The 25,209-nt window shown below is 69.4% G+C and carries 32 protein-coding genes and 5 pseudogenes; 18 read left to right on the forward strand and 19 right to left on the reverse strand.

What is annotated here, in order from left to right:
- Window positions 1-26: 26 nt before the first annotated feature.
- Window positions 27-1,220 (reverse strand): PP2C family protein-serine/threonine phosphatase, encoded by a 1,194-nt coding sequence (locus tag ACQPXS_RS46020; protein ID WP_433455486.1) that lies wholly within the window; start codon window positions 1,218-1,220, stop codon window positions 27-29.
- 139 nt (window positions 1,221-1,359) lie between these two features.
- Window positions 1,360-1,812, reverse strand: a complete 453-nt coding sequence (locus ACQPXS_RS46025) for a DUF5994 family protein (RefSeq protein ID WP_433455488.1) — start codon at window positions 1,810-1,812, stop codon at window positions 1,360-1,362.
- Between the two features lie 175 nt (window positions 1,813-1,987).
- On the opposite strand from ACQPXS_RS46025, the gene ACQPXS_RS46030 reads away from it, so the two are divergent.
- Window positions 1,988-2,791, forward strand: a complete 804-nt coding sequence (locus tag ACQPXS_RS46030; RefSeq protein ID WP_433455490.1) for a reverse transcriptase domain-containing protein — start codon at window positions 1,988-1,990, stop codon at window positions 2,789-2,791.
- A 100-nt stretch (window positions 2,792-2,891) separates the two neighbouring features.
- Here ACQPXS_RS46030 and ACQPXS_RS46035 read toward each other — a convergent pair whose 3' ends face one another.
- The 6 genes from ACQPXS_RS46035 to ACQPXS_RS46060 form a co-directional block, all read right to left on the reverse strand.
- Entirely contained in the window at window positions 2,892-3,047 is a 156-nt protein-coding gene (locus tag ACQPXS_RS46035) for a DUF6131 family protein (protein ID WP_433455492.1), read from the reverse strand.
- A gap of 83 nt (window positions 3,048-3,130) precedes the next feature.
- Window positions 3,131-3,739, reverse strand: a complete 609-nt coding sequence (locus tag ACQPXS_RS46040) for an alkaline shock response membrane anchor protein AmaP (RefSeq protein WP_433455494.1) — start codon at window positions 3,737-3,739, stop codon at window positions 3,131-3,133.
- Window positions 3,740-3,766: 27 nt separating this feature from the next.
- The gene (locus ACQPXS_RS46045) at window positions 3,767-4,453 is read right to left on the reverse strand and encodes a DUF6286 domain-containing protein (RefSeq protein WP_433455496.1); all 687 of its coding nucleotides are present in this window, start codon (window positions 4,451-4,453) and stop codon (window positions 3,767-3,769) included.
- Window positions 4,454-4,505: 52 nt separating this feature from the next.
- Window positions 4,506-4,913, reverse strand: coding sequence for an Asp23/Gls24 family envelope stress response protein (locus ACQPXS_RS46050; RefSeq protein ID WP_433455498.1), 408 nt, complete (start codon window positions 4,911-4,913; stop codon window positions 4,506-4,508).
- Complete coding sequence (locus ACQPXS_RS46055; protein ID WP_351797275.1) at window positions 4,910-5,080, reverse strand: hypothetical protein; 171 nt, start codon at window positions 5,078-5,080, stop codon at window positions 4,910-4,912. Before ACQPXS_RS46055 ends, ACQPXS_RS46050 begins: the two co-directional genes overlap by 4 nt.
- A 77-nt stretch (window positions 5,081-5,157) precedes the next feature.
- On the reverse strand, window positions 5,158-5,640 hold the full coding sequence (locus tag ACQPXS_RS46060; RefSeq protein ID WP_433455500.1) for an Asp23/Gls24 family envelope stress response protein: 483 nt from the start codon (window positions 5,638-5,640) through the stop codon (window positions 5,158-5,160).
- Window positions 5,641-5,795: 155 nt separating this feature from the next.
- Here ACQPXS_RS46060 and ACQPXS_RS46065 point away from each other — a divergent pair, with 155 nt between their 5' ends.
- Genes ACQPXS_RS46065 through ACQPXS_RS46080 form a run of 4 tightly spaced genes read left to right on the forward strand, consistent with a single transcriptional unit; the run spans window position 5,796 to window position 7,573 of the window.
- Window positions 5,796-6,386, forward strand: coding sequence for an RNA polymerase sigma factor (locus ACQPXS_RS46065; protein WP_433455502.1), 591 nt, complete (start codon window positions 5,796-5,798; stop codon window positions 6,384-6,386).
- Window positions 6,377-7,030 (forward strand): hypothetical protein, encoded by a 654-nt coding sequence (locus ACQPXS_RS46070; RefSeq protein ID WP_433455504.1) that lies wholly within the window; start codon window positions 6,377-6,379, stop codon window positions 7,028-7,030. The genes ACQPXS_RS46065 and ACQPXS_RS46070 overlap by 10 nt, the downstream gene beginning before the upstream one ends.
- Window positions 7,027-7,404 (forward strand): hypothetical protein, encoded by a 378-nt coding sequence (locus tag ACQPXS_RS46075; RefSeq protein ID WP_433455506.1) that lies wholly within the window; start codon window positions 7,027-7,029, stop codon window positions 7,402-7,404. The genes ACQPXS_RS46070 and ACQPXS_RS46075 overlap by 4 nt, the downstream gene beginning before the upstream one ends.
- A 43-nt stretch (window positions 7,405-7,447) precedes the next feature.
- Window positions 7,448-7,573, forward strand: a complete 126-nt coding sequence (locus tag ACQPXS_RS46080) for a hypothetical protein (RefSeq protein WP_433455508.1) — start codon at window positions 7,448-7,450, stop codon at window positions 7,571-7,573.
- Between the two features lie 75 nt (window positions 7,574-7,648).
- On the opposite strand, the pseudogene ACQPXS_RS46085 reads toward ACQPXS_RS46080, so the two are convergent.
- Window positions 7,649-7,765 (reverse strand): annotated as a pseudogene (locus tag ACQPXS_RS46085) (peptidase S8); the annotation flags it as partial.
- Between ACQPXS_RS46085 and ACQPXS_RS46090 the strand changes: the two are divergent.
- Window positions 7,743-8,147, forward strand: coding sequence for a hypothetical protein (locus ACQPXS_RS46090; RefSeq protein WP_433455510.1), 405 nt, complete (start codon window positions 7,743-7,745; stop codon window positions 8,145-8,147). The pseudogene ACQPXS_RS46085 and the gene ACQPXS_RS46090 sit on opposite strands and share 23 nt — an antisense overlap.
- Window positions 8,148-8,629: 482 nt before the next feature.
- Complete coding sequence (locus ACQPXS_RS46095; protein WP_433455512.1) at window positions 8,630-9,418, forward strand: transposase; 789 nt, start codon at window positions 8,630-8,632, stop codon at window positions 9,416-9,418.
- Here the strand turns inward: ACQPXS_RS46095 and ACQPXS_RS46100 are convergent.
- The 4 genes and pseudogenes from ACQPXS_RS46100 to ACQPXS_RS46115 all read right to left on the reverse strand — a co-directional run bounded on the left by ACQPXS_RS46100 (window position 9,408) and on the right by ACQPXS_RS46115 (window position 12,061).
- Window positions 9,408-9,944, reverse strand: a complete 537-nt coding sequence (locus ACQPXS_RS46100) for an alpha/beta hydrolase (RefSeq protein WP_433455514.1) — start codon at window positions 9,942-9,944, stop codon at window positions 9,408-9,410. The genes ACQPXS_RS46095 and ACQPXS_RS46100 overlap by 11 nt on opposite strands.
- Before the next feature lie 219 nt (window positions 9,945-10,163).
- Window positions 10,164-10,760: an NADPH-dependent F420 reductase gene (locus ACQPXS_RS46105; RefSeq protein WP_433455516.1), complete on the reverse strand. Its 597-nt coding sequence runs from the start codon at window positions 10,758-10,760 to the stop codon at window positions 10,164-10,166.
- A 42-nt stretch (window positions 10,761-10,802) separates the two neighbouring features.
- Window positions 10,803-11,540 (reverse strand): annotated as a pseudogene (locus ACQPXS_RS46110) (3'(2'),5'-bisphosphate nucleotidase CysQ); the annotation flags it as partial.
- Entirely contained in the window at window positions 11,477-12,061 is a 585-nt protein-coding gene (locus ACQPXS_RS46115) for an FAD-dependent oxidoreductase (protein ID WP_433456249.1), read from the reverse strand. The gene ACQPXS_RS46115 and the pseudogene ACQPXS_RS46110, both read right to left, overlap by 64 nt.
- A gap of 47 nt (window positions 12,062-12,108) precedes the next feature.
- Here ACQPXS_RS46115 and ACQPXS_RS46120 point away from each other — a divergent pair.
- From ACQPXS_RS46120 to ACQPXS_RS46135, 4 genes and pseudogenes are all read left to right on the forward strand, one after another.
- Window positions 12,109-12,180 (forward strand): annotated as a pseudogene (locus tag ACQPXS_RS46120) (TetR family transcriptional regulator); the annotation flags it as partial.
- 15 nt (window positions 12,181-12,195) lie between these two features.
- Entirely contained in the window at window positions 12,196-12,648 is a 453-nt protein-coding gene (locus ACQPXS_RS46125) for a TetR/AcrR family transcriptional regulator (RefSeq protein ID WP_433455518.1), read from the forward strand.
- Window positions 12,649-12,830: 182 nt separating this feature from the next.
- A pseudogene (locus ACQPXS_RS46130) lies at window positions 12,831-13,136 on the forward strand (DEAD/DEAH box helicase); the annotation flags it as partial.
- A 205-nt stretch (window positions 13,137-13,341) separates the two neighbouring features.
- Window positions 13,342-13,584 (forward strand): DUF5302 domain-containing protein, encoded by a 243-nt coding sequence (locus ACQPXS_RS46135; protein ID WP_409468474.1) that lies wholly within the window; start codon window positions 13,342-13,344, stop codon window positions 13,582-13,584.
- A 413-nt stretch (window positions 13,585-13,997) separates the two neighbouring features.
- Here the strand turns inward: ACQPXS_RS46135 and ACQPXS_RS46140 are convergent, their stop codons facing one another.
- Entirely contained in the window at window positions 13,998-14,390 is a 393-nt protein-coding gene (locus tag ACQPXS_RS46140) for a hypothetical protein (protein ID WP_433455520.1), read from the reverse strand.
- Between the two features lie 504 nt (window positions 14,391-14,894).
- Between ACQPXS_RS46140 and ACQPXS_RS46145 the strand changes: the two genes are divergently transcribed.
- The 4 genes from ACQPXS_RS46145 (at window position 14,895) to ACQPXS_RS46160 (ending at window position 17,765) form a co-directional block, all read left to right on the forward strand.
- Window positions 14,895-15,098: a cold-shock protein gene (locus ACQPXS_RS46145; RefSeq protein WP_014145516.1), complete on the forward strand. Its 204-nt coding sequence runs from the start codon at window positions 14,895-14,897 to the stop codon at window positions 15,096-15,098.
- Window positions 15,099-15,444: 346 nt separating this feature from the next.
- Entirely contained in the window at window positions 15,445-16,941 is a 1,497-nt protein-coding gene (locus ACQPXS_RS46150; RefSeq protein ID WP_433455523.1) for a DEAD/DEAH box helicase, read from the forward strand.
- A 45-nt stretch (window positions 16,942-16,986) separates the two neighbouring features.
- Window positions 16,987-17,388: a CBS domain-containing protein gene (locus ACQPXS_RS46155; RefSeq protein WP_433455525.1), complete on the forward strand. Its 402-nt coding sequence runs from the start codon at window positions 16,987-16,989 to the stop codon at window positions 17,386-17,388.
- Window positions 17,389-17,438: 50 nt separating this feature from the next.
- Complete coding sequence (locus ACQPXS_RS46160) at window positions 17,439-17,765, forward strand: SCO5918 family protein (RefSeq protein ID WP_433455527.1); 327 nt, start codon at window positions 17,439-17,441, stop codon at window positions 17,763-17,765.
- Between the two features lie 153 nt (window positions 17,766-17,918).
- Here the strand turns inward: ACQPXS_RS46160 and ACQPXS_RS46165 are convergent.
- Together ACQPXS_RS46165 and ACQPXS_RS46170 are read right to left on the reverse strand one after the other, a co-directional pair.
- Window positions 17,919-18,606, reverse strand: a pseudogene (locus ACQPXS_RS46165) (transposase); the annotation flags it as partial.
- A gap of 85 nt (window positions 18,607-18,691) precedes the next feature.
- A complete protein-coding gene (locus ACQPXS_RS46170; RefSeq protein ID WP_030176884.1) occupies window positions 18,692-19,051 on the reverse strand; it encodes a hypothetical protein in 360 nt (119 codons plus the stop codon).
- Between the two features lie 1,063 nt (window positions 19,052-20,114).
- On the opposite strand from ACQPXS_RS46170, the gene ACQPXS_RS46175 reads away from it, so the two are divergent.
- Window positions 20,115-20,453 (forward strand): MerR family transcriptional regulator, encoded by a 339-nt coding sequence (locus tag ACQPXS_RS46175; RefSeq protein WP_158925729.1) that lies wholly within the window; start codon window positions 20,115-20,117, stop codon window positions 20,451-20,453.
- Window positions 20,454-20,550: 97 nt separating this feature from the next.
- Here the strand turns inward: ACQPXS_RS46175 and trhA are convergent, their stop codons facing one another.
- Window positions 20,551-21,333 (reverse strand): PAQR family membrane homeostasis protein TrhA, encoded by a 783-nt coding sequence (gene trhA / locus ACQPXS_RS46180; protein WP_433455530.1) that lies wholly within the window; start codon window positions 21,331-21,333, stop codon window positions 20,551-20,553.
- Window positions 21,334-21,495: 162 nt separating this feature from the next.
- On the opposite strand from trhA, the gene ACQPXS_RS46185 reads away from it, so the two are divergent.
- Window positions 21,496-21,771, forward strand: coding sequence for a hypothetical protein (locus ACQPXS_RS46185; RefSeq protein WP_433455532.1), 276 nt, complete (start codon window positions 21,496-21,498; stop codon window positions 21,769-21,771).
- Window positions 21,772-21,789: 18 nt separating this feature from the next.
- On the opposite strand, the gene ACQPXS_RS46190 is transcribed toward ACQPXS_RS46185, so the two are convergent.
- Together ACQPXS_RS46190 and ACQPXS_RS46195 are read right to left on the reverse strand one after the other, a co-directional pair.
- Entirely contained in the window at window positions 21,790-22,908 is a 1,119-nt protein-coding gene (locus ACQPXS_RS46190) for a fatty acid desaturase family protein (protein ID WP_433455534.1), read from the reverse strand.
- Window positions 22,909-22,915: 7 nt separating this feature from the next.
- On the reverse strand, window positions 22,916-23,971 hold the full coding sequence (locus ACQPXS_RS46195; protein WP_433455536.1) for a ferredoxin reductase: 1,056 nt from the start codon (window positions 23,969-23,971) through the stop codon (window positions 22,916-22,918).
- Between the two features lie 86 nt (window positions 23,972-24,057).
- Here ACQPXS_RS46195 and ACQPXS_RS46200 point away from each other — a divergent pair, with 86 nt between their 5' ends.
- The gene (locus ACQPXS_RS46200; protein WP_433455538.1) at window positions 24,058-25,197 is read left to right on the forward strand and encodes a PucR family transcriptional regulator; all 1,140 of its coding nucleotides are present in this window, start codon (window positions 24,058-24,060) and stop codon (window positions 25,195-25,197) included.
- The last annotated feature ends 12 nt before the right edge of the window (window positions 25,198-25,209 follow it).

Genomic DNA, 25,209 nt, shown 5'->3' on the forward strand with positions numbered 1-25,209 from the left:
GCTCGCCTGGACCGAGGCAGGTGAGGTCAGCCGCGCCACTCCACCACGAGCAGCGTCGCGTCATCCGTGGTGTGTCCGCCCCGCGCCCGTTTGAGCGTGTGGGACAGGGAGCGCGTCACCGCCCGGACCCCGCGACCGGTCCTCTCCAGATGGTTCACACAGTCGATCAGCTGGTCCTCCCCGAACTCCTCCCCACCGCTCTTGTGCTCCTCGACCACTCCATCGGTGAAGCAGAGGACGCGGTCCCCGCGCTCCAGCCCCAGCTCGCTGATCCGTGGCTCCGAACCGCCCAGGCCGACCGGGAGGGTCGTCGGGGCGACCAGGCGGCCCGCGACGCGGTGGTCGCGGACGAGGATCGGCGGCGGGTGTCCGGCGTTGACCCACTGCACACGACCCGTCGTCGTGTCCAGCTGCATCATCTGCGCGGTGACGAAGTGCTCGGGACCGAACTGCTCCGCCACCGCCCGGTCCATGAAGTCGTAGATCTCCGACAGTCCGATGCCGAGGCGGCGGGCGTGGCGGTAGGCGCCGATGGCCACGGTGGCCATCGTGGCCGCGTTCAGTCCGTGGCCCATCGCATCGATCACGACCACGTGGAGGACGTCGCCGTTGAGGGCGTAGTCGAAGCTGTCGCCGGCCACGTCATAGGCGGGTTCCAGGATCCCGGCCACGGCGACCCGAGGCATGATCATCGCCAGCGGCGGCAGCAGGGACCACTGGATCTCCGCGGCGGCGCTCATCGCCTCACCGCGTCGGACACGGAAGAACAGGTCGGAATAGCCGTGCTTGGTCACCAGTAGGTCGGCCACCAGGCCGGAGATCCGGAGCAGCAGGCGGCGGTCGTCGTCATCGACACTGTCCAGCGTCACCGCCATGACCCCCACCTGGTCACCGCCGTCCAGCAGCGGCAGATGGACCCGGACGCCGTCCTCCTCGGGCAGCTCGACGCGAACCGCGTCGAGAAAGCAGCGGCCCGCCTCGGAGCCGTCGATCACGTGCGGTTCCCCGTCCGTGAGGCCCTCACCGGGCAGGGGCACGAGCAGCAGCTGGCCGTAGTCCTGCAACAGCACCTGCGGACGGCGGCCCCCCAGCCGCTCCACCACGTCTGCGACAAGCGGCCCGATCAGATGGGGAGGCAGCTCGTGCGCGCCATCGAGAACCGCTCCCAGCAACGCTTCCCCGAAGCTCTCGGAGCGGTCCGCGCGCCGTCCGGGCGTCATCCGCTCACCCGCCGTGATCCGCACGAATCGGTTGCGGCGGGGTGGGTCGACGAAGAGATTGCTTGTGCCATCGCTCCACCGGGTGACGTCGACGACCGGAGCGGCCGGCCGGTCACATGGGCCCGACGGCGTCGGGCCCTCACCTGAGTCCGGGGCCTCCTTCCGACTCCCATGTGGCTTCTCCGTCGAGGCCGTTCTCGGCGAGTGCCAGGATGCGCGGAGCCGACAGCGGGTTCTCGGGGTCGGCGGCGGCGGCCAGCAGCCGGCTGGCCGCGCCGGTCGGCTCTTCGGGTGGGATCACCAGCAGCTCCCAGCGACCCACTGTGCCGCAGTCCAGGGTGATGGCATGCGCTTCGGCGGCGAGGTCGGTCAGGAACACCTCGATCACGTGGCCGGGCGCCAGCACCGTCTGCGGGGCGTCGGGCCAGGACGCGGTGTCCACGGTGACGCGGATGACGGTGCCGACAGCCGGGTCCAATGAGCCGACCAGCGCGGGCAACTCCAGTTCCAGCGCGTCACAGCGCGGCCACCAGGCTCCGTCCAGCGGGCCGTGGCTGACACCCGGCGTGAGGCTCAGCCGGGGCAGGGGCATCCGATAGCTATGTGCGTCACCTGGTGACTTACCCTCGGCGGGCCTGCTGACGGCGTCCATCGTGTGATCCCGTCCCGGGCGGCTTGCGGCTGCCCGCGTGTGTCACTCGCCGGGAACGGCTCCGCCGTGGTCGCGCGGCCGAATAGCTCTCGGTACATATCAGCCTACTCCGGCCGTGGCAGACGGCGCGGCGCCGCGGGTCCTGAAGCTGATTCGCCGATACCTGGAGGCCGGCATCATGGCCGACGGGACGGTCCTCGCGTCGGAAGAGGGTACGCCTCAGGGCTCTCCCCTCTCGCCGCTGCTGTCCAACATCATGTTGGACGACCTGGATCGCGAACTCTTCAAGCGCGGCCACCGTTTCGTGCGCTACGCGGACGATGTCATGATCTTCGTGCGCTCGGAGCGGGCGGCAAGTCGTGTCCTCGGGTCGATCACCACCTTCATCGAGGCGCGGCTGAAGCTGAAAGTGAACCGGGAGAAGTCCAAGATCTCTTCGGTGTTCAAGGTCTCCCTCCTCGGGTTCGGGTACTACCGGCCTGGCGGGAAAGGACCCGTGAGCATCCGGATCGACCGGAAGGCGGTAAAGCGCCTGAAGGGCGAGGTCCGCAGGCTCACTTCCAGGTCCTGGGGAGTCTCTATGGAGCACCGTCTGGAGAAGCTCGGAAGGTTCATGACCGGATGGGTTGCCTATTTCAAGCTCGCGGACTCCTCGTGGACGTTCAAGGATCTTGACTCATGGACCCGCCGGAGGCTTCGCCAGGTCAGATGGATCGAGTGGAGAAATGCCAACAACCGCAACCGCATGGTTCGGCGACTTGGCTACCTGATGCCCGACGGCGCCCGGATCATCGCCGGGCGCCACAAGTGGAAGGCATCCAGGTCCCGCGGCATGTCCATCGGCCTGGACAACGCCTACTGGGACGCCCAGGGCTACAAGTCCTTCCTGGGGCTGTGGCAGCGTCTCAAGACCGCCTGAGATCAGCTGAACGAACCGCCGGATGCGGGCCCGCATGTCCGGTGGTGTGGGGGGGCGGGTCGGGAGAACCGGCCCGCCTACTCGATCGGCCTGACCCCGACTACCAGTAGTGGCGTCGACCGGCTACAGCGTGTCCCATCGCGCCGAGGATCCACAGGATGGCTCCGACGATCGCCAGGATGATCCCGATGGTCCACAGGATGGATATCCCGGTGACGAAGCCGACGAGGAGCAGAATGATGCCCAATATGATCATGGTCGCTCCTTTGGAGGGTGCCGACGCCTGCGGAACTGCGAAAGACTGCAAGGGGGTTGAGGCGGGAACGGTCGGTCTCCTCCTTACTCCACGCGGTGTGGTTTGTGGTGGGCGACCTGTAGGCGGACGTCGGTGGGCATGTCAGGGAGGCCGGTAGACCGACGAGCAGTGCTGAGCGGGCCTGCGCAGAGGGCACCGAGAGTGGCGCCGGGCGCGCCCTCAGGGGTGAGGGTGAGCGTGACGTGGGTGCGGGGGTGGGCGGGTCGGCCGGTGATGCGTACGGCCGCATGCTCGACCCCCGGCAGGGCACCGGCTTCGGTCGCGATCGCGTCACTGAGCGCGCGGTCGCGCAGTTCGACGCCCTCCTGTGGCGGTGTGCCGCCGACGGGCAACCCTCCGGGGTGGCGTCGGCTCAGCTGGGCGAGCAGCCACCACAGGGCGAGCAGGGCGGCGAGGGCGAGGGCGGCGATGACCGCGGGCCACCACCACCAGCCCTGGCCGCTCCAGCGGGCCCGGTCGGCGGAGCCGAGCAGGACGTCGTCCGGGGTGATCAGGGGCCAGCCCGCGGGCGGGATCAGATCGTGTCGCCGGTAGAGGTCGAGCCCGGCGAAGAGGACCAGCAGTCCGCCACCGAGCAGGACCAGTCCGGCGAGGGCCAGCAGAGTGCGGTTGAGTGCGGGTCGCGACGTCATGGCGGACTCCCGGTGCTCGGTTGTCGGTCAGCCGGTGCGTTGCCGCACCCGTACGACGATGCGTGGAGGACGGGCGAGGGCCAGCCGGTCGCGTTCCTCGTCGAGGACGGCGGTGAGGTCCTCCTTCACCTGCCGGGGGTCACGGAAGCGGACGTCCGCGCGTGCTTTGATGCGGTGACGGCGCACCCGGATGCGTGCCGCGCCGACTCCGGGGACCCGCAGCGCGGCGTCACGCAGCAGGTCGGCGGCGCCGTCGCGGTCCAAGGAGGCCCGCAGCCGCGGGCAGTCGGTGGGGCAGCGCTGTGGCAGCCAGTGGCGTAGACCGGGGGTGAGGGCCAGGACGATCAGCCAGACGCCGGCGGCAGCGGCCACGGCGGCTCCCATGAGCAGCCACACGTCGTCCACGGAGCGGGCGGCCAGTTCGTCGGCCAGGTGCCGTCGCCAGGCCGCCGCCGGGCGTCCCGCTCGTACGGCGATGACGTCGACCAGCGCCGCGACCGCTGCCACGAGGATCACCGAGGCGACCAGCGCAGCCGGGATGCGGCGCGCGGACCACGGCCGGTGGGACCGGTGCCCTGCGTCGCGCTCACCGGACGTGAGGCCCGGGCCGAACACCTTGCGTTCGGGTGGTTCGGACTCCTTTGTCAGCGCCACCGTGGCACGCGATGCGGACGGCGTGGAGTCGCGGCCGGAAGGGCCGGAGTCGGGTGTCATCGCGGGTCCCCTTCCTTCACGGCATGCCCGGCGCGCCGGGCCGCGTGGCCGCTCATCGGACCCGCCCCCGGCTCGTGTCGGCAGCGGTCATCAGCCGCCGGACGGTGAGGACGACCTCTCCCACCCGCAGGCCGGTCAGCTGGGCCACTTTTTCGGCGACGTCCTGCTGGATCCGCTCGCACACCCGGGGGATGTCGGTGGGGTAGGGCAGATCCATGGTCAGATGCAGGCGCACCGAACCGATACGGACGGCGGCGGAGGCGCTGGGTGCCTCCGGGCTGCCCCGGTCGGGCGGTACGGCGGCGCGCCGGGACTGCGCCGTGCGTGCGGCCTGGGCGGCGATACGGGCGACCACCCGGTCCGGGATGACGGTGGCCCCCCGCTCGGCAGGGGCCGGCAAGTCGGTGGTCCGCGCCGACGGGTCGGACTCCTCGCCGGGGGAACCTGGCCGGGTCTTCACCGCTGCCTCCGTGTCCGGACGTCGAGGTCGCCCTGCACGACGAGGCCGACGATCAGCCCCGCCGCACCCAGGAAGAGGACCAGCAGAAATGCCCAGAAGCCACCGAAGTAACCGGCGAAGCCCAGGGCCATGCCGGCCACGAGGCCCGTCGTTCCTGCGTTCATCATGTACTCACCCGTCTCGCGGACGTACGTACGTCGCCGTCCGCGCGATCAACCGCGCCCGCACAGGACGCGGTGGTGGATCACCTCACGCGACCCTCGCCCGGTTCTTCCCCCTCGTCGGGGAGATGGACGTCGTCGACGGCGATGTTCACCTCGACGACCTCCAGTCCCGTCATCCGCTCCACGGCGCTGATGACATTGGTGCGTACGCCCCCGGCGACGTCCACGATGGAGACGCCGTACTCGACGACGACGTCCAGATCCACCGCCGCCTCGCGCTCGCCGACCTCGACCTTCACTCCGCGCGTGACGGCTCCGCCTCCACCTGCGCCGGGGACGCGTTCCCGCATGGCGCCGAAGGCGCGGGCCATCCCCGCTCCCAGGCTGAAGATGCCCGGTACCTCGCGGGCGGCCATGCCCGCGATCTTGGCCACCACGCCGTCCGCGATGGTGGTCTTCCCCCGTGTCTCGGCCGGAGTCCCGGCCCCGGTACGGCCCTTCAGCGCGCTCACGCCCGCCTCCTGCCGGTTGCCCCCGCCGACGCTGGTGATGTTCTCCGTCATGGCGGTCGCCTCGATCGATAGGGCGGACACCGGTGTGGCGCCCGTCGAAAAGTTGGACATACGGGGCGGCGGATGTCTCACGCGCATTCAGTGTGACGTGCGTCACAAATCACCTCTCGGGTACCCGGACGGTCCGAGTCTTGTGCGGGGGCGCCATGATCGAACGCGCTGTATCCCCATCGCCGGAGCGCGGCCTCTTGGGACGCGAGCTGCCGGACCGGCTGCTGGCCGTACGGGCGGCCGAGGGGGACGAGGACTCCTTCGCCGTTCTCGTCCAGAGGCACGGCCGAGCCCTCCTTTCCCTGGCCCGCTGCATGCTCGGCAACCCCCAGGACGCCGAGGAGGCGGTTCAGGACGCCTTCGTCAGTGCCTGGCGGCGACTGCCGGAATACCGTCACAGCGCGGAGTTCCGTACCTGGATGTACCGGATCACCGTCAACCGCTGCCTGACCATGCGCCGGCGCCGACCGCCGCCCCTCTCCCTTGACACCGTCGTCGAGCCCGCGGCGGGAGATGCCCGGAGCCAGCCCGCCCGGTCCGCCGAGCAGGACGCGGCCGCCGTCGCCCTGTCTCACGCGCTCGCCGAACTGGACGCCGGCCAGCGGCTCTGCTGGATCCTGAGAGAAGTGCAGGGCCTGCCCTACAAGGAGATCGCCCACGTGACGCGGACCAGCGAACAGACGGTACGAGGCAGACTGTTCAGGGCACGCCGATCCCTGCAGGAGGCGATGGGCCCATGGCGCTAGACGACCCGCACGCGCGGCCTTCCGAACCCCCCGGAGCCGACGGGCCCCGTACCGGCCCAGCCGCCGACATCCCCCCGTTCGCAGGTGATGAGGTACTGCCCTGCGGCCGACTGCTCAGCCGGGTCTGGGAACAGGCCCGGGACGCGACGCCGGCCGCGGACCCGCACACCGTCTCCTGTCCACACTGCCGCGAGGCCGTCGAGGGACTGGCCACGGTGAACGCGGCCACCCGGGCGCTGCGCACCGAGGCTCCCGGACTCCACGCACTCGCCGACCGTGTCATGGACATAGTCAGAGCAGAGGTACGGCTCGGGCGGCTGCTGCCTCTGGCCGACCCGGACCGGGACCTGCGGATCTCCGAGAGCGCCGCGGCGAAGGTATTGCGGCAGGCCGCGGACACGGTCCCCGGTGCCAGGGCCGCGACCTGCCGACTCGTACCCGAGGGCGAAGGCACTGACGTGCGGGTGACCATGACCCTGGCCGCCGCTCTCGACGGCCCGCTGCCCGACCGGGTCCACCAGGTGCGCCGATCCGTCCTCCACTCGGCCGAACAGGACCTGGGTCTTGCCGTGACGGCCGTGGACATCACCGTGGTCGACGTCCTGGAGCCGGAGCCGCTCCCGCCCGGCGGTGGTCCATCATGACCGTCATCCGCACGACCACCCTCCTCAGCGTCGCGGCCGAGGCGGCCCTTGCGGTTCCCGGCGTAACGGGCCTGCAACCCCGTCTCTCCCGTCGCCTCGCGGCAGCCGCCGCGCCCACCCTGACGGACGCCACGCCCTACCACACATCGCCCGAGGCGGGTATCCGCGCCGACCGAGCGCCGGGCGGATCGGGATGGCACATCGAAGTGCGCGGCGTCCTGGCCGAGGGCCGGCGGGCGCTGGACGTCGCCCAGAACGTCCACGACCGGGTGGGAGCCGCCGTCATCTCCCACCTCGCCGCCCTCGACGCCGTGGAGCGGGTCACCGTCGAGGTCACCGTGACCCGCATCGCCACCTGGCACGACGGGGCGTGAGACCGGCTGCGCGTTCCCCGTGGCAGCGGCCGCCGATAAGACCGTGTTCTATGACACGGGGGCGGAGCCGACGGACACAGGCTTCGACGCCGGCGTCCTGAGCAGGTTCCGTATCCGGCTGGCCAGGCACTCCATGGAGCGTGTGGTCTGCTACCGGCTGGAGGACTGAGACGAGACAAGGGCTGGGCCCGCGCCGCAGTGGTGCGATGCGAGCCCAGCCCTTGTCGGCCGGAGGCCGCCGCCGTCAGAAGGCGCCGGTGCCGTTGGGGGTGCCGAGGCCGGTAGGCCCGTCGTATCCCGGACCCGCGTTGCACAGGTAACTGCCGCCGCAGGAGCCGTTGCTGCCCGAGGTGACGTCGTTGGACGGGCAGCATTTCGCCGTCCGTGGAGAGGCGGAAGCGGGGCGGTTGCAGGCGGTGGGTGGCCAGGATGGTGGTGAGGTCGTCCCAGGGGATCAGGGCGCCGGGGTGGGAGAGAGCGGCCGGGACGTGGCGGTGGTGGCGGTGGAGCACCTGGGCCAGGAACTCGTGCCGGCCCAGGTGAGCCGCCACGTTCAGCGGCGACAACGCGTTTCCTCCTGGATCAGTCGTTGCTGTGCGGCCGGTGCTGCCGCCGTCGGACGGGGTGACGCCGCGCTCACAGGCGGCCTGGAACCTGCGACGAGCCTTGATCAGGCCAGGCCGGACCGGGTCGGTCGCCGGGGCGGTGGTGGCGCTGTTCGGCATTGGTTCCTCCTGGGCTGAGAGACGAGGCGCATTGCGGACCCGCCCCGGACGGTGGTCGACCTGTCCATGGGCTCGGGCGGCTGATCCACCCGGGACGGGGTTTGCAGCCCGCCCCTGCCAGGGCTTCTCGGCGTGGGGGAACGTCTCGATCGGCTACGTCCGGCAGGGACGGGAACTCAGGGGTGCGCTGGAGAGGTGGCGACCGCTACGCCGATCACGAAGCCGCATGAGGCGGAGATCAGCATGATCAGCAACGGGCCCGTGTAGCGGGCCAGTCGGCTCACGATTGGGCCCGTCACGGCTTCCCCCATGCTCACCACGGCCGGGTGATGATCTCCCGGTACGTGTGATGCGAGGGGTTGCGGCCTCCGTGTTCGAACACCCAGCTCTGCGGTTCGGCGAAGTCGACGCTGGGCGGGCAGGCCGCCGCGCCGGCCGTGCTCAGTGGCCGCGCCCGGGCCCGGGCCAAGTCCCGCGACGGTCCGGTGCACAGCGCCCGGATGTTCAAGCTCGCCAAGGACTCGGCGGTCAAGGCCCGTACCCAGGCGATCAACCAGCTCAAAGCCGTCCTGGTCATCGCCGATCCCGCACTGCGGGAACGACTGTCCAGCCTGGGCAACCGCGAGCTGTTCCGCATCTGCGCACGCCTCGGGCCAGGCGTTGGCGAGGACAGCGAGTGCACGGTGGCCCAGGCCACCCACATGACTCTGAGAATGCTCGCCGAGCGCATCGAACAGCTCACCGGGCAGATCGACGAGCTGAACCAACGCATAACCCGGCTCGTCGAACTTCACGCCCCACAGCTACTCGTACCGGTGGGCATCGGTCCGGACAGCGCCGTCACCCTGCTGATCACCATGGGAGACAACCCCGAGCGGCTGAACACCGAGGCTTCCTTTGCTGCCCTTTGCGGAGTCAGCCCCATCGAGTATTCCTCAGGCCGTAGGAGCACGCGTCGGCTCAACTACGGCGGCGACCGCCAGGCGAACGCGGCCCTGCACCGCATCGTCTTCACCCGCCTGCGCCACGACCCGCGCACCCAGGCGTACTACGAACGCCGCACCCAGGAGGGCAAGACCCGCCGTGAGATCATCCGATGCCTCAAGCGATATGCCGCCCGAGAGGTCTTCAACCTGGTCAGGACGGCGTCCAGCGCCCCACGTTATAGGGGCGTCTGCGCTGGCGCGGACGATGCAGTCGGCGCCTCACGCAGTCCGGGTTCCTGCGACGATCTGGGAGATCAGCCGCTGCCTGATGATCGTCACAACGGTGGGCGGGTCAGTTGTTGAACGCCGTGGCCACGGCATCTCCGAGCTGATTCAAGACGTCCCGTGCGAGCTGCACGGACGCGGTGAACGAGAAGAAGGCGTGGGTGGCACCCTTGATCGGGAGGTGAGTGACCGGCACGCCGGCTTCGGCGAGCTTCTGCGCGTACCGGTCACCTTGGTCCCGCAGCGGATCGTGTTCGGCGGTGACGATGACAGCGGGAGGAAGCCCGGCCAGCTCGTCGGAGCGCGCCGGCGAGACGCGCAGGTCGGTGCCTTCGTCGGGCGTGTTGAGGTAAAGGCCCCAGAACCACTCGAGCCAGCTGCGGCTCAACAGCGGTCCGGCCATGTTCTCGTACTTGGAGGGGCTGTCGTCGAACCGGTCGACCGCTGGGTACGCCAGTACCTGCAGTGTGATCCGAGGTCCACCGCGCCGCTGCGCTTCCTGCACGAGGGCCGCGGCGAGGTTGCCGCCGGCGCTCTCGCCGAACACCGCGATGTGCTGCCCGTCGCCGCCGAAACTTCCGGCGTGGGCCGCGACCCATGTCACTTATCGAGCAGCGCATCGATCTGGGGGTCGAGGGACATGATGAGGACCTTCCTGGAGCTGGCGAAATGACACGGATTGGAAGGACTGTTCCCATCTCTACAAGTCGCAGGAGTGGAGCAGCGGCAGCGTGATGCCGTGCGGCGCTGAATCGCCGGCTCTGGCTGCGCTGTCGTATCCGTTCTGGATGTGGGCCAGCCGGTGGCGGTGCGCTGCGTACGGTCAGCGGGCGATCGAGATTGCGAAGGGTGTGAATCCGGTGGACCGGATGACGTGCGGGACGAAGAGGATCGCGGCCTCGGTGGCGCGGGCGGTCTGGATTGCGCCGAGGTCGGTGATCCACTCCTTGTGCCAGCCAAGGTCGGTGAGCAGTTCACGGACGGTCTGCTTGGCCTGCGCGTCGTCGCCGGAGAGGAACGCGGTCGGTGTCTGGGTGAGCGTGGCCGGCGCGGTCATCACCGGGAAGAGCATCGTGTTGAGGGTCTTGACGACGCGGGTTTCGGGGAGGGCGTCCTGGAGTTGCTCGGCGAGGCTGGAGCCGGGGTAGATCAGGTCGGCGGGCAGTCCGTCCGGTCCGTCGAGGGTGGCGTTGGTGACGTCGACGAGGATCTTGGCGCGCAGTTCCTCCCGTAGGGCGGCGAGCCGGTCCAGCGAGCCGGCTCCCGGGGTGGCGTTGATGACGATTCGGGCTGTCCGGGCAGCGTCAGCGGCGGCGCCCGGCGTGCGGTCCGCCACGGTCACCTCATGCCCTGCCCGGGTGAGGGCTGTGGCCAGGTTGCCGCCGACGCGGCCGTTTCCGAGAACTGCGATCGTGGTCATGATGATGTGGTCCTTGTCATGGGTGTGGGTTGTGGTGCGCGGTCAGCGTGAGAGCGTGGCGACGGCCTGGGCGTGGATGCCGGGGGCGGCGGCCAGGAGGCTTTCGCTCTGCGTGGTCCAGGGGCGGCCCTGGGCGTCGGAGATCTGTCCGCCGGCCTCGGTGACGAGCAGTGCCCCGGGGAGCAGGTCCGCGCGGGCGCCGGCGAACTGCCAGAAGGCGTCGATCCGGCCGGCGGCCATGTTGGTCAGGTGCAGGGTTGCGGGCACGGCGGTGCGGACGACGAGTGCGTCGAAGAGCATCGCGGTGATCGAGGAGCCGACGCGGCGCACGACTTGCTCGTCCTCGTCGGGCCGGGCCTGGCTGGTGGCCACGATGCTCAGGCCGAGGTCCGCGGTCTGGGAGACGTGCAGCGGCCGGCCGTCGAGGTGGGCGCCCGCGCCGGTGAGCGCGGTGTAGGTCTCGCCGGTCAACGGCAGGTGGACCGCGGTGAGCACCGGCTGGTTGTCTCGCACGAGGGTGGCGGTCACCGCCCACTCCGGCAGGGCGTGCAGGTGGTTGACGTTGCCTTCGGCCGGATCCACGACCCACCATTCGCCGGGCGGCAGCGTCCCGCCGTCGAGCTCGTCCTCCACCCAGCCGGCATCCGGGCGCAGCATCCCAAGGCGGGGGCGCAGGATGTCGAGGGCCGTGTCGTCGTTGACGGCGAGGGCGCGCATCAGCTCTTCGCGGGTCTGGTAGCGGACCACCTCGCCGAAGCGCTCGCGCAGCGCCGAACCGGCCGGGTGACACCGGTGTAGCCGGGTATGGCGGGCGACAGAGCTGGGCGCACGCGTGACCAGGCGCCGTCGGCACCGACCACCAGGTCGAAGTCCTCGGCGGTGCCGTCACCGAACAGCAGCCGGCAGGTGCCGTCCGCCAGCGGGGCGACGCCGGTGACGGCACGGTCCCACCGCACCATGCCCTCGGTGAGCGAGTCCAGGAGCAGACCACGCAGCTGGCCTCGGTCGATCTCCGGCCGGCCGCCGCCCGCGGACGTCCCCTGCTGCGCCAGGAGGGCGGCGGTGGCGAAGTCGAGCACGCGCCACTCGTCTCCTTCGGGGCGGGCGAGGGTGTGGAATCGGTCGAGTAGCCCCGCCGCACCGAGCGCGGCCTGGCCGGTGTCGGGATGCATGTCGAGGGAGCCGCCCTGCGGGCGGGAATCGGCGGATGCCTCGCGTTCGAAGACGGTGACGGAGCGGCCGTGTTGCTGGAGGACTCGGGCGCAGGTGAGGCCGCCGAGGCCGGCGCCGACAATCGCGATGCGGGGACGGGCGCCGCGAGCGCAAGAAGGCCCAGACCCGCCAGTCCCTGGCCGACGCCGCGCTTGAGCTCTTCCTCGAGCGCGGCTACGACCAGGTCGGCGTCAAGGACGTCGCCGACCGTGCCGACGTCTCGGTGACCACCCTGTTCAAACACTTCTCCGGCAAGGAAGCCCTGGTCTTCGATCAGGACGACGAACTGGAAGCAGAACTCGTCGCCGCCGTGCGCGAACGCACCCCGGGCCAGTCGATCCCGCAGGCGCTGCGCGAGCACCTCCTGCTGAAACAGGCCCAACTCGCCGTCCACGCCACCGACTCGCGGTTCGCCGACTTCACGCGCCTGGTGCAGGAGACCCCCGCGCTGCGCGACTACGCCCACCGCATGTGGACGCGCCACGAAGCGGCCCTGGCCAGGGCCATCGCCGAGGCGGTGGGTGCGCCCGAGGATGACGTCAGCTGCGCCGCCCTGGCCCGTTTCGCCCTCGAGGCCCGCAGCCTCATCCTGCGGCACGCCGAACCGCGCCGAGCCGCCGACGAAACCTTCGCGCTGCTCGAACACGGCTGGGCAGCCTCCCATCCGAGCAACTGACCGGGCTGCCGGGCGCCCCGCTGTGCGCGGTGGCGGTGCGCGCGCTCGGGACCATCGGTGAGGCCCTCCGCGAGGCGTCGTCCCTCGATACCCCGTTGGCCGGCATCGGGTAAGAACGACGGCAAAAGGTGCGGGTGTGGGGGAGGATGCAGAGCAGGCGCGGGTCCACGTGATCATGGTCCGTGCTGGCGGGCCAGCGCCGCGAGACGAGCCGCATGCTGGCCGGGGCCGGCATCGAGCCGACCGTCACCAAGGTGCGCTCGGGCGAGGCGGAGTTGAGCCGGATCACCGGCGCCAAGACTCCCTCCGGGATCCGGCTCGACGGCGAGCCCGCCGTTCCCCGGTCCAAGAACACCAACGCTCCCTTCCGCGGCCTCGGCACCAGCAAGGGCACCTCCCGCGGCGCCGGCGGCAAGTCCCGAAAGGCGGGCGAGGCCCGCAAGCTCGCCGAGGCCCGCAGGGCCGCCCTCGTGCGTCGCAACGGCTGAGAGCCGTTGCCCTGGCAGCCTGGCCACGGGATCGACAACCCTCGGCCCGGCCCGAAGCCGTCATGTGCGCCTCACCTACGAAGTCAACGCCTTTGGCCGCGAGAGGGATGCCCGCCGAAACGGAGCAGGATGATGTTGCCGGTGCCTCGCACTGCGCCCGGCATGACAAGCTGTGCTTGCCCACCCCCGAACCCAGGAGGTCACCATGACCGCAGAGCCCGTATCTACGGAAGGTTCGGAGCCGGCTGCCCCCGAGACGTCCCCTTTGGCGCCGGACAGCGACGGCAACTACGACCTCAAGCGCAAGTTCCGCGAAGCCCTGGCGCGCAAGCGCGGTGCGCAGGCGGACGCCGCTGATATTGCCGCCAAGTCCGATGCATCGAAGGTGCGTTCGGCGCACGGCCCGGCTGCGAGCCAGCGGTCGTTCAGGCGCAAGAGCGGCGGCTGAGTCGATAAGTCCCGCGATCTAACCGCTTCACCGGCACTCGCGCTATCCACTCGCGCGTCCCGTGCAGTGGCCCGCGACGTGCGCATGCCCGTGCGCGCGTTGCGGGCGGGGCGTAGCCGGGGGACTCGCCTGAGGGAATGGCCCAGATGCGGTTGGCTCGGGTCGGTGGCGCCGCCGAACTGGAATTCCGGGATGAGGCACTGCCTTGTCCGAGGGTACGCGGCCGGCGTTGCGCGCCTTGCCTGCCCCTGTACCGCTGTGAAAAGCGACTGCGGCTGTCCGGGGTGAAGGTAGGCATCCGCGTGGCAAGGACATTCGTTCCCCGTCCTGCTGCGGCTGAACGTCGCTTCCGCTTCGGGCGCTGTGCCGCGACGGCCACGAAAGCGGTAGCGAGCATCCCGGCCAGGCCGCGATCACCTTCTGCGTCGTGAGGCGGAGCTGCCGATGCCCAGAGCGTCGCTCAGCGGTACACCCAGCAAGGCGTTCCCGGGAGGCCGCCGGGGCATGACGGGGTGCGGCTGCGTCGGGGTGGTCTGTCGTACCGCCGCCCAGGTGGTGCCGAGTGTGCGTAGCCGGCCGGTGTCCACCGTGTCGTGCAACCGGGAGAGAAGGAGGTCTTCCTCGACCCGGGCCGTCAGTTCCTCGCCGTCCGGGCCTGAGGCTCGTACGGCGGGCCACAGCACCGTCTCTTCCACGAAGGCATGGCCGAAGACCAGCTGCACCGCCTGCTTCAGAACGCCTTCCCGCTGGTGAAGGTCGTCGAGGGTCAGGTACTGATCCGTCAGCCGCCGTTTCCTCGTGCTCACGGCGTTGCCGCACCAGGATGCTGCTGTTTCCACCGAGCTGATCGACGGTCTGGTCCTTGATGGTCTTCGATATGGCCGCTCCCGTGCGTGCGCCGGAGACGGGCCGTGATGCTTGCCGGAGCCACCCTGATCTCCACGCCCGCCCGCACCATCTTTTGGGGGAGCAGCCCTTACGCTGGGCGCGCCCCAAAGCTTCCTGAAACGTTGCGCTCCGGCTGGGTCAAAATCTGTGCCCGCGAGCTGAGATTTCAACGGGACAGGCAGACAGATTCTCTACCGCATTAAGTGGGGTGGGATTCTTCGCCGTACACAGGCCGCTTCGGCGTGCTACTGTCGATCTCAGTTGCAGTTGTGGTTCCCAAAACTTCAAGTGCCCTCCGGGCGGCGCCTGTGCCACTGGAAGCACTTTTGTTATCCGGTCTTGTTCCCGGCGGGGTGATCATCGCGGCGACACGAGGTCCGTGCAGTGCGGATCCCGATGCACTGCCCCAAAGGAGAAATGATATGGCTGCTGGTACTGTGAAGTGGTTCAATGCGGAAAAGGGCTTCGGCTTCATCGAGCAGGACGGTGGCGGCGCTGATGTGTTCGCCCACTACTCGAACATTGCCGCCCAGGGCTTCCGCGAGCTGCTGGAGGGCCAGAAGGTGACCTTCGACATCGCGCAGGGCCAGAAGGGTCCGACGGCCGAGAACATCGTTCTCGCCTGACGCTGACTGTCGCGTAGTTGTAGCTGGGGCCCGCGTCCTTCGGGGTGCGGGCCCCAGCTACTCGCATTTTCCGCAGTGGTTTCGCCTGCGGACGACAACCAGGAAACCCGTAGGCTCACCGCATACGGGGCATCCTTCAGGGGTGCACGCATCCCTTCATAGCTTCATCGCGGCAGACGCTTGCACATCGCGTCCGCTTCGCGCCACTCATTCCAGCTCCTGTGCCGCACGGATTTTTCGTCGGTCAGATTCGCTTTCGCATTCCACCGGTCCATTCTTGCAATTCTCTGTGCTGCTCATTGCTGCGGGAATTCCTTGATATGTGCCGCATCGAGGAAGGTTCCGCATGAACCGCACACGCACGAACGACCGCTTCACCCGCACCCGTAACGGCAGTGCCGACTCCGGAAGGGGCGGCAGCCGATTCGGTTCGTCGGCCAGGAGCCGCTCCGGCGGGCCGAGCCGTTCCGGTGGTTACGGCCGTCGGCCCGCCGCGGTCCAGGGGGAGTTCGCGCTGCCCAGGACGATCACTCCTGCGCTTCCCGCCGTGGAGGGCTTCGCCGATCTCGACATGCCCGGGGCGCTGCTGGGCGCGCTCAGCTCGCAAGGCGTGACCGCGCCGTTCCCGATCCAGGCCGCGACCCTGCCGAATTCCCTCGCCGGCCGGGACGTACTGGGCCGTGGTCGCACCGGCTCCGGCAAGACCCTCGCCTTCGGGCTGGCGCTGCTGGCCCGTACGGCCGGGCAGCGCGCCGAGGCGAGGCAGCCGCTGGGGCTGATCCTCGTACCGACGCGTGAGCTGGCGCAGCAGGTCACCGACGCGCTCGCCCCCTACGCCCGCTCCCTGAGGCTGCGGCTGGCCACGGTGGTGGGCGGAATGCCGATCGGCCGACAGGCGAGCGCGCTGCGCGCTGGCGCCGAGATCATCGTCGCCACGCCGGGACGCCTCAAAGACCTCATCGACCGTGGCGACTGCCGACTGAACCAGGTTTCCATCACCGTCCTCGACGAGGCCGACCAGATGGCCGACATGGGCTTCATGCCGCAGGTCACCGCCCTCCTCGACCAGGTCCGCCCCGAAGGCCAGCGCATGCTGTTCTCCGCCACTCTCGACCGCAACGTCGACCTGCTCGTGCGCCGCTACCTCAGCGACCCCGTCGTGCACTCCGTCGACCCCTCGGCCGGCGCGGTCACGACGATGGAGCACCACGTGCTCCACATTCACGGCGCCGACAAGCACACGGCCACCACCCAGATCGCCGCACGTGACGGCCGCGTGATCATGTTCCTCGACACCAAGCACGCCGTCGACGGCCTCACCGAGCACCTCCTGAACAGCGGGGTACGGGCCGCCGCCCTGCACGGCGGGAAGTCACAGCCACAGCGCACCCGCACGCTGGCACAGTTCAAGACCGGACACGTCAACGTGCTGGTAGCGACCAACGTCGCGGCGCGCGGCATCCACGTCGACAACCTCGACCTCGTCGTCAACGTCGACCCGCCGACCGACCACAAGGACTACCTCCACCGCGGCGGCCGTACCGCCCGTGCAGGAGAGTCCGGCAGTGTCGTCACCCTGGTCACCCCCAACCAGCGCCGCGGCATGACCCGCCTCATGGCAGCGGCCGGCATCGTCCCGCAGACCACCCAGGTCCGTGTCGGCGAAGAGGCCCTGCACCGCATCACCGGCGCTCAGGCACCCTCCGGCATCCCGGTCGTCATCACCGCACCGGTGGTCGAACGCCCCAAGAAGCGCGGCGCCACCTCACGCGGTCGGCGCCGCCCCGTCTCGGCGGCTCGCCGTGCGCTCGTACAGCAGTCCACCGCCGGTGCGGCGGCATAGAACCTTCGTGTCAGGAAGCCCGCCCAACTTCGCAGGAGGCACCCTTTGACGCTGGACCAGACGCAGTTCCGCTCAACACGTACCAACGCCGTGCAGACGGCGGCCGATCCCGCGGACGCGGCCGGACCACAGGTCTGGGAGGACATGACCGTGGAGGTGGCACTGTCCGTGATGACCGCCGCCCGTACAGGTCATCTGGTCGTCTGCGACGAGGACGGTCTGCGCACCGGCCTGGTCACCCGGGACCGGCTCACGGCCGTTCGTGACGGCTCCGGATACACGGACCGGATCCGCCTGCGTGACATCGCCGACGTCATCGGGCCCTTCGCCTCGCCGCTGGCCACGAGGGCCGAAGCCGAGCGTGCGATGCGCTGCCGCCGGCTCGGGGCCCCGCCCGTGGCCGACGAACACGGCAACGCTCTGGGCGTCCTCGCCCTCTCTCGCTGAACCGCCGTCACCCCTGCCCGGCCCCGTCTTCTCTTCTCCCTGGAGGCATCATGCGCTGTGTCATCGCCCGCTTCCCGTTCGACCTGACCAAGAGCGGCGTGGTGGAATCGATGAAGGGCATCACACCTGAGCTGGTCACCGGTGAGTTCGTCATCATCGGACGACGCCACTACCCCGCCAAGCAGGTCGGCCAGGTCGTCACCCGCCAGGACCGCCGCGATTTCAGCACCAGCGAAGTCCTCAGGGCCATGACCCAACTCGGCTTCACCTGCCGGACCCGCCCTACCGCCGCATCTGCGCCCCTGGCCGGCCCGTACGAGCCGGCTTCCGCAACGCTCGGCGCTCCCCCTGTCCGCCTGACTTACGGACAGGTGTGAGCCGAACAGAGCAGTGAGGCCCCACCGGCGTGGGCGAATTCCAGGGGGCGTAGCAACACCGCGGTGAGTTGATCAAGCCGCGAGCAGTTTAAACAGACGCTCGGCTGGGGTCTCCCAGTCGAGCGTTTTGCGTGGGCGGCTGTTGAGTTCGGTGGCGCGTCCGGTCCGCAGGGCTCGGGTCAGCTCGCGCCTCAGTTCCCCGCGGCCTTGGACGTAAAGCGCCTGGTAGATCGTCTCGTGGACCACGTGCATCTCCGCTGGTCGGGGAAGCGTGCCTGTAGAGCGTGGCAGATCTGCTCCGGGTCCCACCGCCGGGTCACGTGGTCCTGGAGGAAGTCCCGCAGCCTGGGGTCCTGGCCGATCTTGCCGGGCTTGAGGCCGCGGTTCGCGGGCGTCCGCGCGGCGTTGGGCGGCGTACGGACGGTAGGACCAGCCGCCGTTGCGCATGAGCGTGCGGTTGCGGCGATCTCCCGGCTTACGCTGGAGGGACTGCGGCCAAGCTCGGCCGCGATGGCCCGGACGGACGCCGTCTCCCGGAGCCGGTCAGCGATGTGGATGCGGTCGGCCTCGGTGAGGTAGCGCGACGGGCCGACGGGTTGCTCAGGGTGAGCCGGGGGTTCGGGCGCTTGCCAGGGCTGCCCCGTGTCCACGATGGGCGGGGCTACCCTGTACCTCCCGGATGCCTGCCGGCCGTAGGGCCAACGCTTGCGGGTGCGGCGGTTGATGCCGATGATCCGACAGGCTTCCGTGTTCCCTATTCCAAGATCCACGAGCCGAAGGTGTCTCCCGCTCAGGGTCCGACCTCCTGAGGCCGCCGATCCTTCCGGATCTCGAAGTGCATCGCACCCCTTGGACTGGGGTGTTGCGACGACCACTAGAACGGAAGCGTGCCGGTGGGGCCTCACTGTGTGCCGTGGGTCGGTGAGTCAGTGGTCGGAGTAGCTGAAGTCGCCCACGGTCCAGGCACTGACGTCCTCGATCGCGACGCGGTACATCCCGCCTGTCTCCGGGATCCCCACCGTACCCTGCAGGATCCGGGCGACGTGGAAATGCAGATGCGTGGGCGGTCCGTCCTTCCTCGCGGGGGTGTCGAAGGCGGCGGAGAACTCGCCCAGGTCGGCGGAGTCCGTCAGCACCTCAGACACCCTCTGCCTCCACATGGCTTCCGGAGCCAGTCGACCGGTGATGACAGCACCACTGGTGACCACGGTCAGGGACATCTGATTGCTCTGCCCGGACTCCACAAGGGCAGCTATCGCAACGAGCAGCTCGTCAAGCTTCGGCATGGGGTCGGATTCTATGCACCGGCCCGCCCGGGCGGCTTGGACGATGGCGCAACCGGGCGAGACGGGCGCATACGGCTCCCCTGGTGCCGCACTACAGGCCGGGGGTGCGCATGTGCGGCGGCTGCGAGCCAGGGGTGTGCTTCGAGACATTGGTCTGCTGCCGTTCGGCTGCCGCAGGTCTTCGATGAACGCTTGTGCGGTATCGCGTGCGTCGGCAACGGCCGCGGGGAACGGGGCAGCTGTGGCGTTGACGGACACTATGTTCATCAGGGTCGCCCTCGTCTGCGGATCGTTCATGCCCGGCCCTTGCCTACCCGACCCTGCGCCCCGCCCGCCAACCCACCCGAGCCACCTTGCTCGCCGGAGGGGGCTGAGAATCGCGGTCGACGCGCCGCGCCGGTCGGCGCCGCCACGGGAAGCTCCGCGGGCGGCTCTGGGTCTCATCCGTGCGTCGGACCTGCGCTGCGGACGGCCCCCAGTATTCGCAGATCGGCTCAGCGGGAGACCTCATCGTCGAGCCGCAGTAAATCTATGCTCGCTGGAGTAGACATTCGATGTCTCAGTGATTATGGTTTCTTTCGTAGCCAAGATCGAGCAAGGCCCGGCAGACACGAACTGCCGGGCAGCCGTCCACGTATGACGGTGCGGTGGTGGAGTTCCGAAGCCAGGTTGTTGTACGACGGCGACGGGACTGACGACCGGACCGGGTGGCCCGAAGTGATGAGGGGCCGCCGCGAGCAGGACCGCAGTTGACGCGGTTGCAGTACCAGTAGTACGCAGTCCCTGTTTGCAAGTGATTGGTTCCGAGGGAAGAACGGAGGAGTCGAGCACCATCAGGATCGCCCGGGCGGAAGACGCGAGCCCGGGTACCGCAGGACATCGATAGGTAGGTGGTCTCCGGTCACGCATCCGCGATCCCCGCACCCCCGTCGGAGTATCAGGCGGCTGGGCGGAAACAGAAGGCCGGCGCAGCACTAGGGCCGGCAGATGGTGTTGCAGTTCCTTCGGGGCCTTGGTGCCAAACGGCACCAAGGCCCCTCTACCCGTTCCACAGAGAGGTGAGATGACAGCAGACGAGTCGCTAAGCCGTCTCGACGACGACGACTACCCCGCCTACACGATGGGCCGGGCCGCCGAGTTGCTCGGTACCACTCCCGGCTTTCTCCGCGCCATTGGCGAAGCGCGACTGATCACACCACTGCGCTCCGAGGGCGGACACCGCCGCTATTCCCGCTACCAACTGCGCATCGCGGCCCGCGCCCGTGAACTCGTCGACCAGGGCACCCCGATCGAGGCCGCATGCCGGATCATCATCCTCGAAGACCAACTCGAAGAAGCCCAGCGCATCAACGCCGAATACCGCCGCACCGGCGGATCGTCCAGTCCATCGGCCGCAGCCTGAGGTGAGCGGGCCCGCCGGTATCGGCGGGCTGTCACACCCGCGCGTGGCCGGGCTGCGGCGCGCAGAGTGATCCTCGTGTCCGCGAACGGCTCCCCCGTCAGTAGACGGCGAGGGAGACGGCGATGTAGTGCGCGGTGAAGGCCGCCACGGTCAAGGCGTGGAACACCTCGTGGAAGCCGAACCAGCGGGGCGAGGGGTCGGGGCGTTGGACGGCGTAGACCACCGCGCCCGCGCTGTAGAGGAGACCGCCGGTCACTGTCAGGGTGACCACGGCCGCACCGCAGGTGTGCAGGAAGTCAGGCAGGTAACGCACCGGTGCCCACCCCAGGGCCAGGTAGCAGGGGGTGTACAGCCAGCGGGAAGCGTTGACCCGCAGCACGCGGAAGGCGATACCGGTCAGCGCGCCCGTCCATACGATCCACAGCAGCAGGTTTCGCCGGTCAGGAGGGAGAAGGAGCACGGCCAGAGGGGTGCAGGTCCCGGCGGTGATCAGGAAGATGTTGGCGTGATCGAGGCGACGCAGGACGGCCTCGCCCATCGGCCCCCAGGTACCCAGGTGGTAGACGACGCTCGTCCCGAACAGCAGGCAGGCGGTGACGGAGTACACGGTGCAGGCCAGGGCCGCCTGCTGGGTCCGAGCCAGGCAAACGAGGACGATGCCGGCGCTCACCGAGGCAGGGACCATCGCGGCATGGAGCCAGCCACGCAGCTTCGGCTTGACCGGCTCGACCAGGTCGGCCGCCCCCTCGACCAGGTCGGCAACCGGGTGAAACTCCTTCCCGGCATCGCCATGATGTGATCCGCCGGGGAGACCGGCTACGGCGTCCCCAGACACAACTTCCCGTCCTGTCCCGTTCTTCTGGGCATCATCGGCAACCATCCGATCATGCTAAGAGCCTGCCCGGGACAGCGTCCGTCGAGGTCGGTCTCGCCACCAACTGGGCCTGCGGTAGCCGCCACAGGAAAGTCACGCCGGGCGGGGGGCCGGTCGTGCGGATGCGGGCCACGTCGTTTCGGGGGTATTCGTGTGTCTTAACCCGGGTTGCTCAGGATCGAGGACCAGCCGGCGGCCCGCCGCCCGATACTGTCGGCCCTCGCCTTCGAGGGCAGCGAACCGATCGCCGAGGCCCGCAGCGCGGCCCGCCGCTTCCTGACCGACGTACAGGCAGTACACGGCATCCTGGTCTCCGACCGCGCGATGGGCACCGTGCAGCTGGCCGTCAGCGAGCTGGCCACCAACGCCTTCAAGTACGCGTCACGTGGAGTGTGTGGCGATTCTGGAGCCTGCGGACAAGGGCGCCTGGCCTCGGGTTTGTGAGCCAGGCGCTTGTAACAATCAGGCGGCGACGAGCTCCTGCTCACGGTCCGGCGTCTTGACCTCGGGCTTCTTGTTCGGCAGCGAGAGCCGGAAGACCTTGCGCCACGCGGAGAGCACCTGTTTGGGCAGCGGTCCGGTGACGTACTCCAGCTCGTATTTCTCGAACAGCGCGCGCACCTTCACCGCGACCTCGGCGTACCGGTTGCTCGGCAGGTCCGGGAACAGGTGGTGCTCGATCTGGTGCGACAGGTTGCCGGTCATGAAGTGCATGGCCCTGCTGCCGCTGATGTTCGCCGAGCCCATCATCTGGCGCAGGTACCACTGGCCGCGCGTCTCGTCCTCGATCGACCGGCGCTCGAAGACCTGTACGCCCTCGGGGAAGTGTCCGCACATGATCACCGAGTGGGACCAGATGTTGCGGACCAGGTTCGCGGTGAACGTGGCGGCGAGCGTGGTGAGGAACGACGGGCCCGACAGCAGCGGGTGGATCACGTAGTCCTTCAGCACCTGCTTGCGGATCTTGCGGCCCACGGCCTTGGCCCGCGCGCGGAACTCCGGGTTCTTGCGGCGGCGCTTGTGCAGGTTCTTGCCGAGCTCCAGGTCGTACGCTGCGATGCCGTACTCGAAGAAGCAGGCGTTGATGAAGTTCCACAGCGGCTGGCCGAGGTGGAACGGGTGCCACTTCTGGTCCTCGTCGACGCGCATGATGCCGTAGCCGAGGTCGTTGTCCTTGCCGATCACGTTGGTGTACGTGTGGTGCAGCTCGTTGTGCGAGTGCTTCCACTGGTCGGACGGCGAGACGTGATCCCACTCCCAGGTCGTGGAGTGGATCTTCGGGTCCCGCATCCAGTCCCACTGGCCGTGCAGGACGTTGTGGCCGATCTCCATGTTGTCCATGATCTTCGCCACGGACAGACCGGCGGTGCCGAGCAGCCACGCGGGCGGGAAGACCGAGAACAGCAGCACGCCCCTGCTGACCAGTTCGAGCTTGCGCTGCGCCGAGATGACCCTACGGATGTAGGCGGCGTCCTTCTCGCCGCGGCCGGCGATCACCTCGTCACGGATCGCGTCCAGCTCGCGGCCAAGCTCCTCGATCTGCTCCGCGGTCAGGTGGGCGGTGGGGTCGATGGCGGTCAAGGTGCTCCTACCGGTCGATGTCGCAGGGGCCCGCCGCGGCGGACACGCAGGTCTGGATGAGGACGCCCGGCTCGGCCTCGGTGATCTCGCCGGTGCGCAGGTCGCGGACGGCGCCCGCCTTGAGCGGCGTGACGCAGCCGAAGCAGATGCCCATGCGGCACCCGGAGGGCATGAGCACGCCGGCCTCCTCGCCGATGTCCAGCAACGGCGTGGCGCCGTCCGCGTCGACGGTCTTGCCGGTGGCGCTGAACGTGACCTCGCCGCCGTCGCCGGCGACGACGATGCCGGGGCGGAAGCGTTCCGTGTGCAGGCGCTCTTGGACGCCGTGCCCGCTCCAGTGCTCTTCGGCGGCGTCGAGCAGGCCCGCAGGCCCGCAAGCCCAGGTCTCGCGCTCGGCCCAGTCAGGCACGACTTCGTCGAGACGGGCGATGTCGAGCATGCCGTCTGTGTCGGTGTGCACCTCGGTGAGCCGCAGCTTCCTGCCCGCGACCAGGTCGTGCAGTTCGTTGCGGAAGATCACGTCTTGCGGCCGTGGCGCGCAGTGGACCATGACGACGTCGTCGAACTCGATGTCGCGCAGCATGCCCATCACGGGCGTGATGCCGCTGCCGGCCGTCAGATAGAGCACCTTGGCTGGCTTGGCCTGCGGCAGCACGAAGTCACCGGTCGCCTGGTCGAGCTGGATCAGCGTGCCCGGTTTCGCCCTGCGGACCAGGTGGTTGCTGACCTTGCCGTCCGGGATCGCCTTCACAGTGATCGTGACGCGGCCGTCCTGACGGTTCGTCGGCGAGGTGATGGAGTAGGCACGCCACAGGCGTACGCCGTCGACGTCGACCCCGATCCGCACGTACTGACCGGCTGTGTGGCCGCGCCAGCCCCGTCCCGGCCTGATCACGATAGTCGCGGCGTCACCCGTCTCAGGGTGCACGGCCTCGATGCGCCCACGCAGGTCAGCACCCGCACGGAGCGGGCTGACCAGGTCGAGGTAGTCCGACGGCAGCAGCGGCGTCGTGACCATTTCCAGCAGTTTCCACGCCCTGCTGCGGAGGGCTGCACTCGTCATGACTCCAGCTTGCTGCGCCTCAAGGCGTAAAGTCCTGACCGCAGGATGTGAATCTCGTCGGCTGAATTGTTCGCGGGGAACAAAACGTGAGCCATGCAATCCAGAGGGCCAGCGAACTGGCCCTGGACGAGACGACGGTCACCGCACTTCGGGCCGCGCTGAAGACCACCGCCGACGAGGTCGTCCAGGCGATCATTGACGAGGTCCCTCCCTACGCCAACGCCCTTTCGGGCCACATGGGCGCCACCATCCGCCGAGCCGTCCGCACCGCCCTGGGGCACTACCTGGACCTCGCGAGCGGGAACGATACAGGCGGCGACGCTGGTGACGCAGCCTACGAGCTGGGCCGCGGCGAGGTCCGCGACGGCCGTTCGATGGACGCTCTGCTCAGCGCCTACCGCGTCGGCGCCCGCGTGGCCTGGCGTTGCCTGGCAGCGGGTGCCGTACACGCAGGTCTGCCCGCCGCCGAGGTCGCCAAGTTCGCCGAGCTGACCTTCGCCTACATCGACGAGCTCTCCGCCGCGAGCGCCGCGGGCCACGCCGACGAACTAGCCGCCCGGGGCCGGGCCCACGAGCGCCACCTGGAACACCTGGCCCGCGACCTCCTCGCCGGCGCGAGCCCGGACGTGCTGCTGGCCTCTGCTCAACGGGCCGGGTGGCAGCCTCCCGTTTCGCTGACCGCGGTCCTGCTGCCCGCCGCCCAGGCCCGGCCTGCCTACCGCACGCTCGACCCGAGCACCCTCGTCCTCGACGATCTGCCGGACGCCACCGGTGTGCTGCTCGTCCCCGATGCCGACCGATCACATCTCTTGCGGCAGCTGACCGACCGCACCGCCGTGGTCGGCCCGGCCCGGCCATGGACTCGTGCGTCCGCCTCGTACGCACGAGCCGTACGCGCGCGCTCCCTCTCCTCCGATATCCGCGACACCGAGGACCACCTGCCCGAGCTGGTGCTGAGCGCCGACGTGGACGCGTTCGCAGACCTGCGTGCCCGAGCCCTCGCACCGTTGCGGGCCCTGCCTGTGGCGACCGCCCGGCGGCTGGAGGAGACGTTGCGGGCGTGGCTGCTGCACCAGGGCAGGCGGGATGAGGTGGCGGCGGCGTTGTTCGTCCATCCCCAGACCGTCCGGTACCGGATGACGCAGCTGCGGAACCTGTTTCCGGATCTCGCATCGCCACACCGGGTCCTTGAACTGACGCTGGCGGTCGGTCTTCGGGCCAGTTGACGCGTACCTCGA

Source organism: Streptomyces sp. CA-142005, assembly GCF_050942335.1.
Lineage (GTDB): Bacteria > Actinomycetota > Actinomycetes > Streptomycetales > Streptomycetaceae > Streptomyces.

Coding starts and splice junctions, on each gene's coding strand:
- ACQPXS_RS46135 (WP_409468474.1), top strand. CDS start 13,342: ATGACCGCAGAGCCCGTATCTACGGAAGGTTCGGAGCCGGCTGCCCCC.
- ACQPXS_RS46150 (WP_433455523.1), top strand. CDS start 15,445: ATGAACCGCACACGCACGAACGACCGCTTCACCCGCACCCGTAACGGC.
- ACQPXS_RS46065 (WP_433455502.1), top strand. CDS start 5,796: ATGATCGAACGCGCTGTATCCCCATCGCCGGAGCGCGGCCTCTTGGGA.
- ACQPXS_RS46045 (WP_433455496.1), bottom strand. CDS start 4,453: ATGACACCCGACTCCGGCCCTTCCGGCCGCGACTCCACGCCGTCCGCA.
- ACQPXS_RS46145 (WP_014145516.1), top strand. CDS start 14,895: ATGGCTGCTGGTACTGTGAAGTGGTTCAATGCGGAAAAGGGCTTCGGC.
- ACQPXS_RS46070 (WP_433455504.1), top strand. CDS start 6,377: ATGGCGCTAGACGACCCGCACGCGCGGCCTTCCGAACCCCCCGGAGCC.
- ACQPXS_RS46175 (WP_158925729.1), top strand. CDS start 20,115: ATGACAGCAGACGAGTCGCTAAGCCGTCTCGACGACGACGACTACCCC.
- ACQPXS_RS46020 (WP_433455486.1), bottom strand. CDS start 1,220: ATGACGCCCGGACGGCGCGCGGACCGCTCCGAGAGCTTCGGGGAAGCG.
- ACQPXS_RS46040 (WP_433455494.1), bottom strand. CDS start 3,739: ATGACGTCGCGACCCGCACTCAACCGCACTCTGCTGGCCCTCGCCGGA.
- ACQPXS_RS46055 (WP_351797275.1), bottom strand. CDS start 5,080: ATGATGAACGCAGGAACGACGGGCCTCGTGGCCGGCATGGCCCTGGGC.
- ACQPXS_RS46060 (WP_433455500.1), bottom strand. CDS start 5,640: ATGACGGAGAACATCACCAGCGTCGGCGGGGGCAACCGGCAGGAGGCG.
- ACQPXS_RS46170 (WP_030176884.1), bottom strand. CDS start 19,051: ATGCCGAAGCTTGACGAGCTGCTCGTTGCGATAGCTGCCCTTGTGGAG.
- ACQPXS_RS46105 (WP_433455516.1), bottom strand. CDS start 10,760: ATGACCACGATCGCAGTTCTCGGAAACGGCCGCGTCGGCGGCAACCTG.
- ACQPXS_RS46035 (WP_433455492.1), bottom strand. CDS start 3,047: ATGATCATATTGGGCATCATTCTGCTCCTCGTCGGCTTCGTCACCGGG.
- trhA (WP_433455530.1), bottom strand. CDS start 21,333: ATGGTTGCCGATGATGCCCAGAAGAACGGGACAGGACGGGAAGTTGTG.
- ACQPXS_RS46025 (WP_433455488.1), bottom strand. CDS start 1,812: ATGCCCCTGCCCCGGCTGAGCCTCACGCCGGGTGTCAGCCACGGCCCG.
- ACQPXS_RS46075 (WP_433455506.1), top strand. CDS start 7,027: ATGACCGTCATCCGCACGACCACCCTCCTCAGCGTCGCGGCCGAGGCG.
- ACQPXS_RS46095 (WP_433455512.1), top strand. CDS start 8,630: ATGTTCAAGCTCGCCAAGGACTCGGCGGTCAAGGCCCGTACCCAGGCG.
- ACQPXS_RS46160 (WP_433455527.1), top strand. CDS start 17,439: ATGCGCTGTGTCATCGCCCGCTTCCCGTTCGACCTGACCAAGAGCGGC.
- ACQPXS_RS46195 (WP_433455536.1), bottom strand. CDS start 23,971: ATGACGAGTGCAGCCCTCCGCAGCAGGGCGTGGAAACTGCTGGAAATG.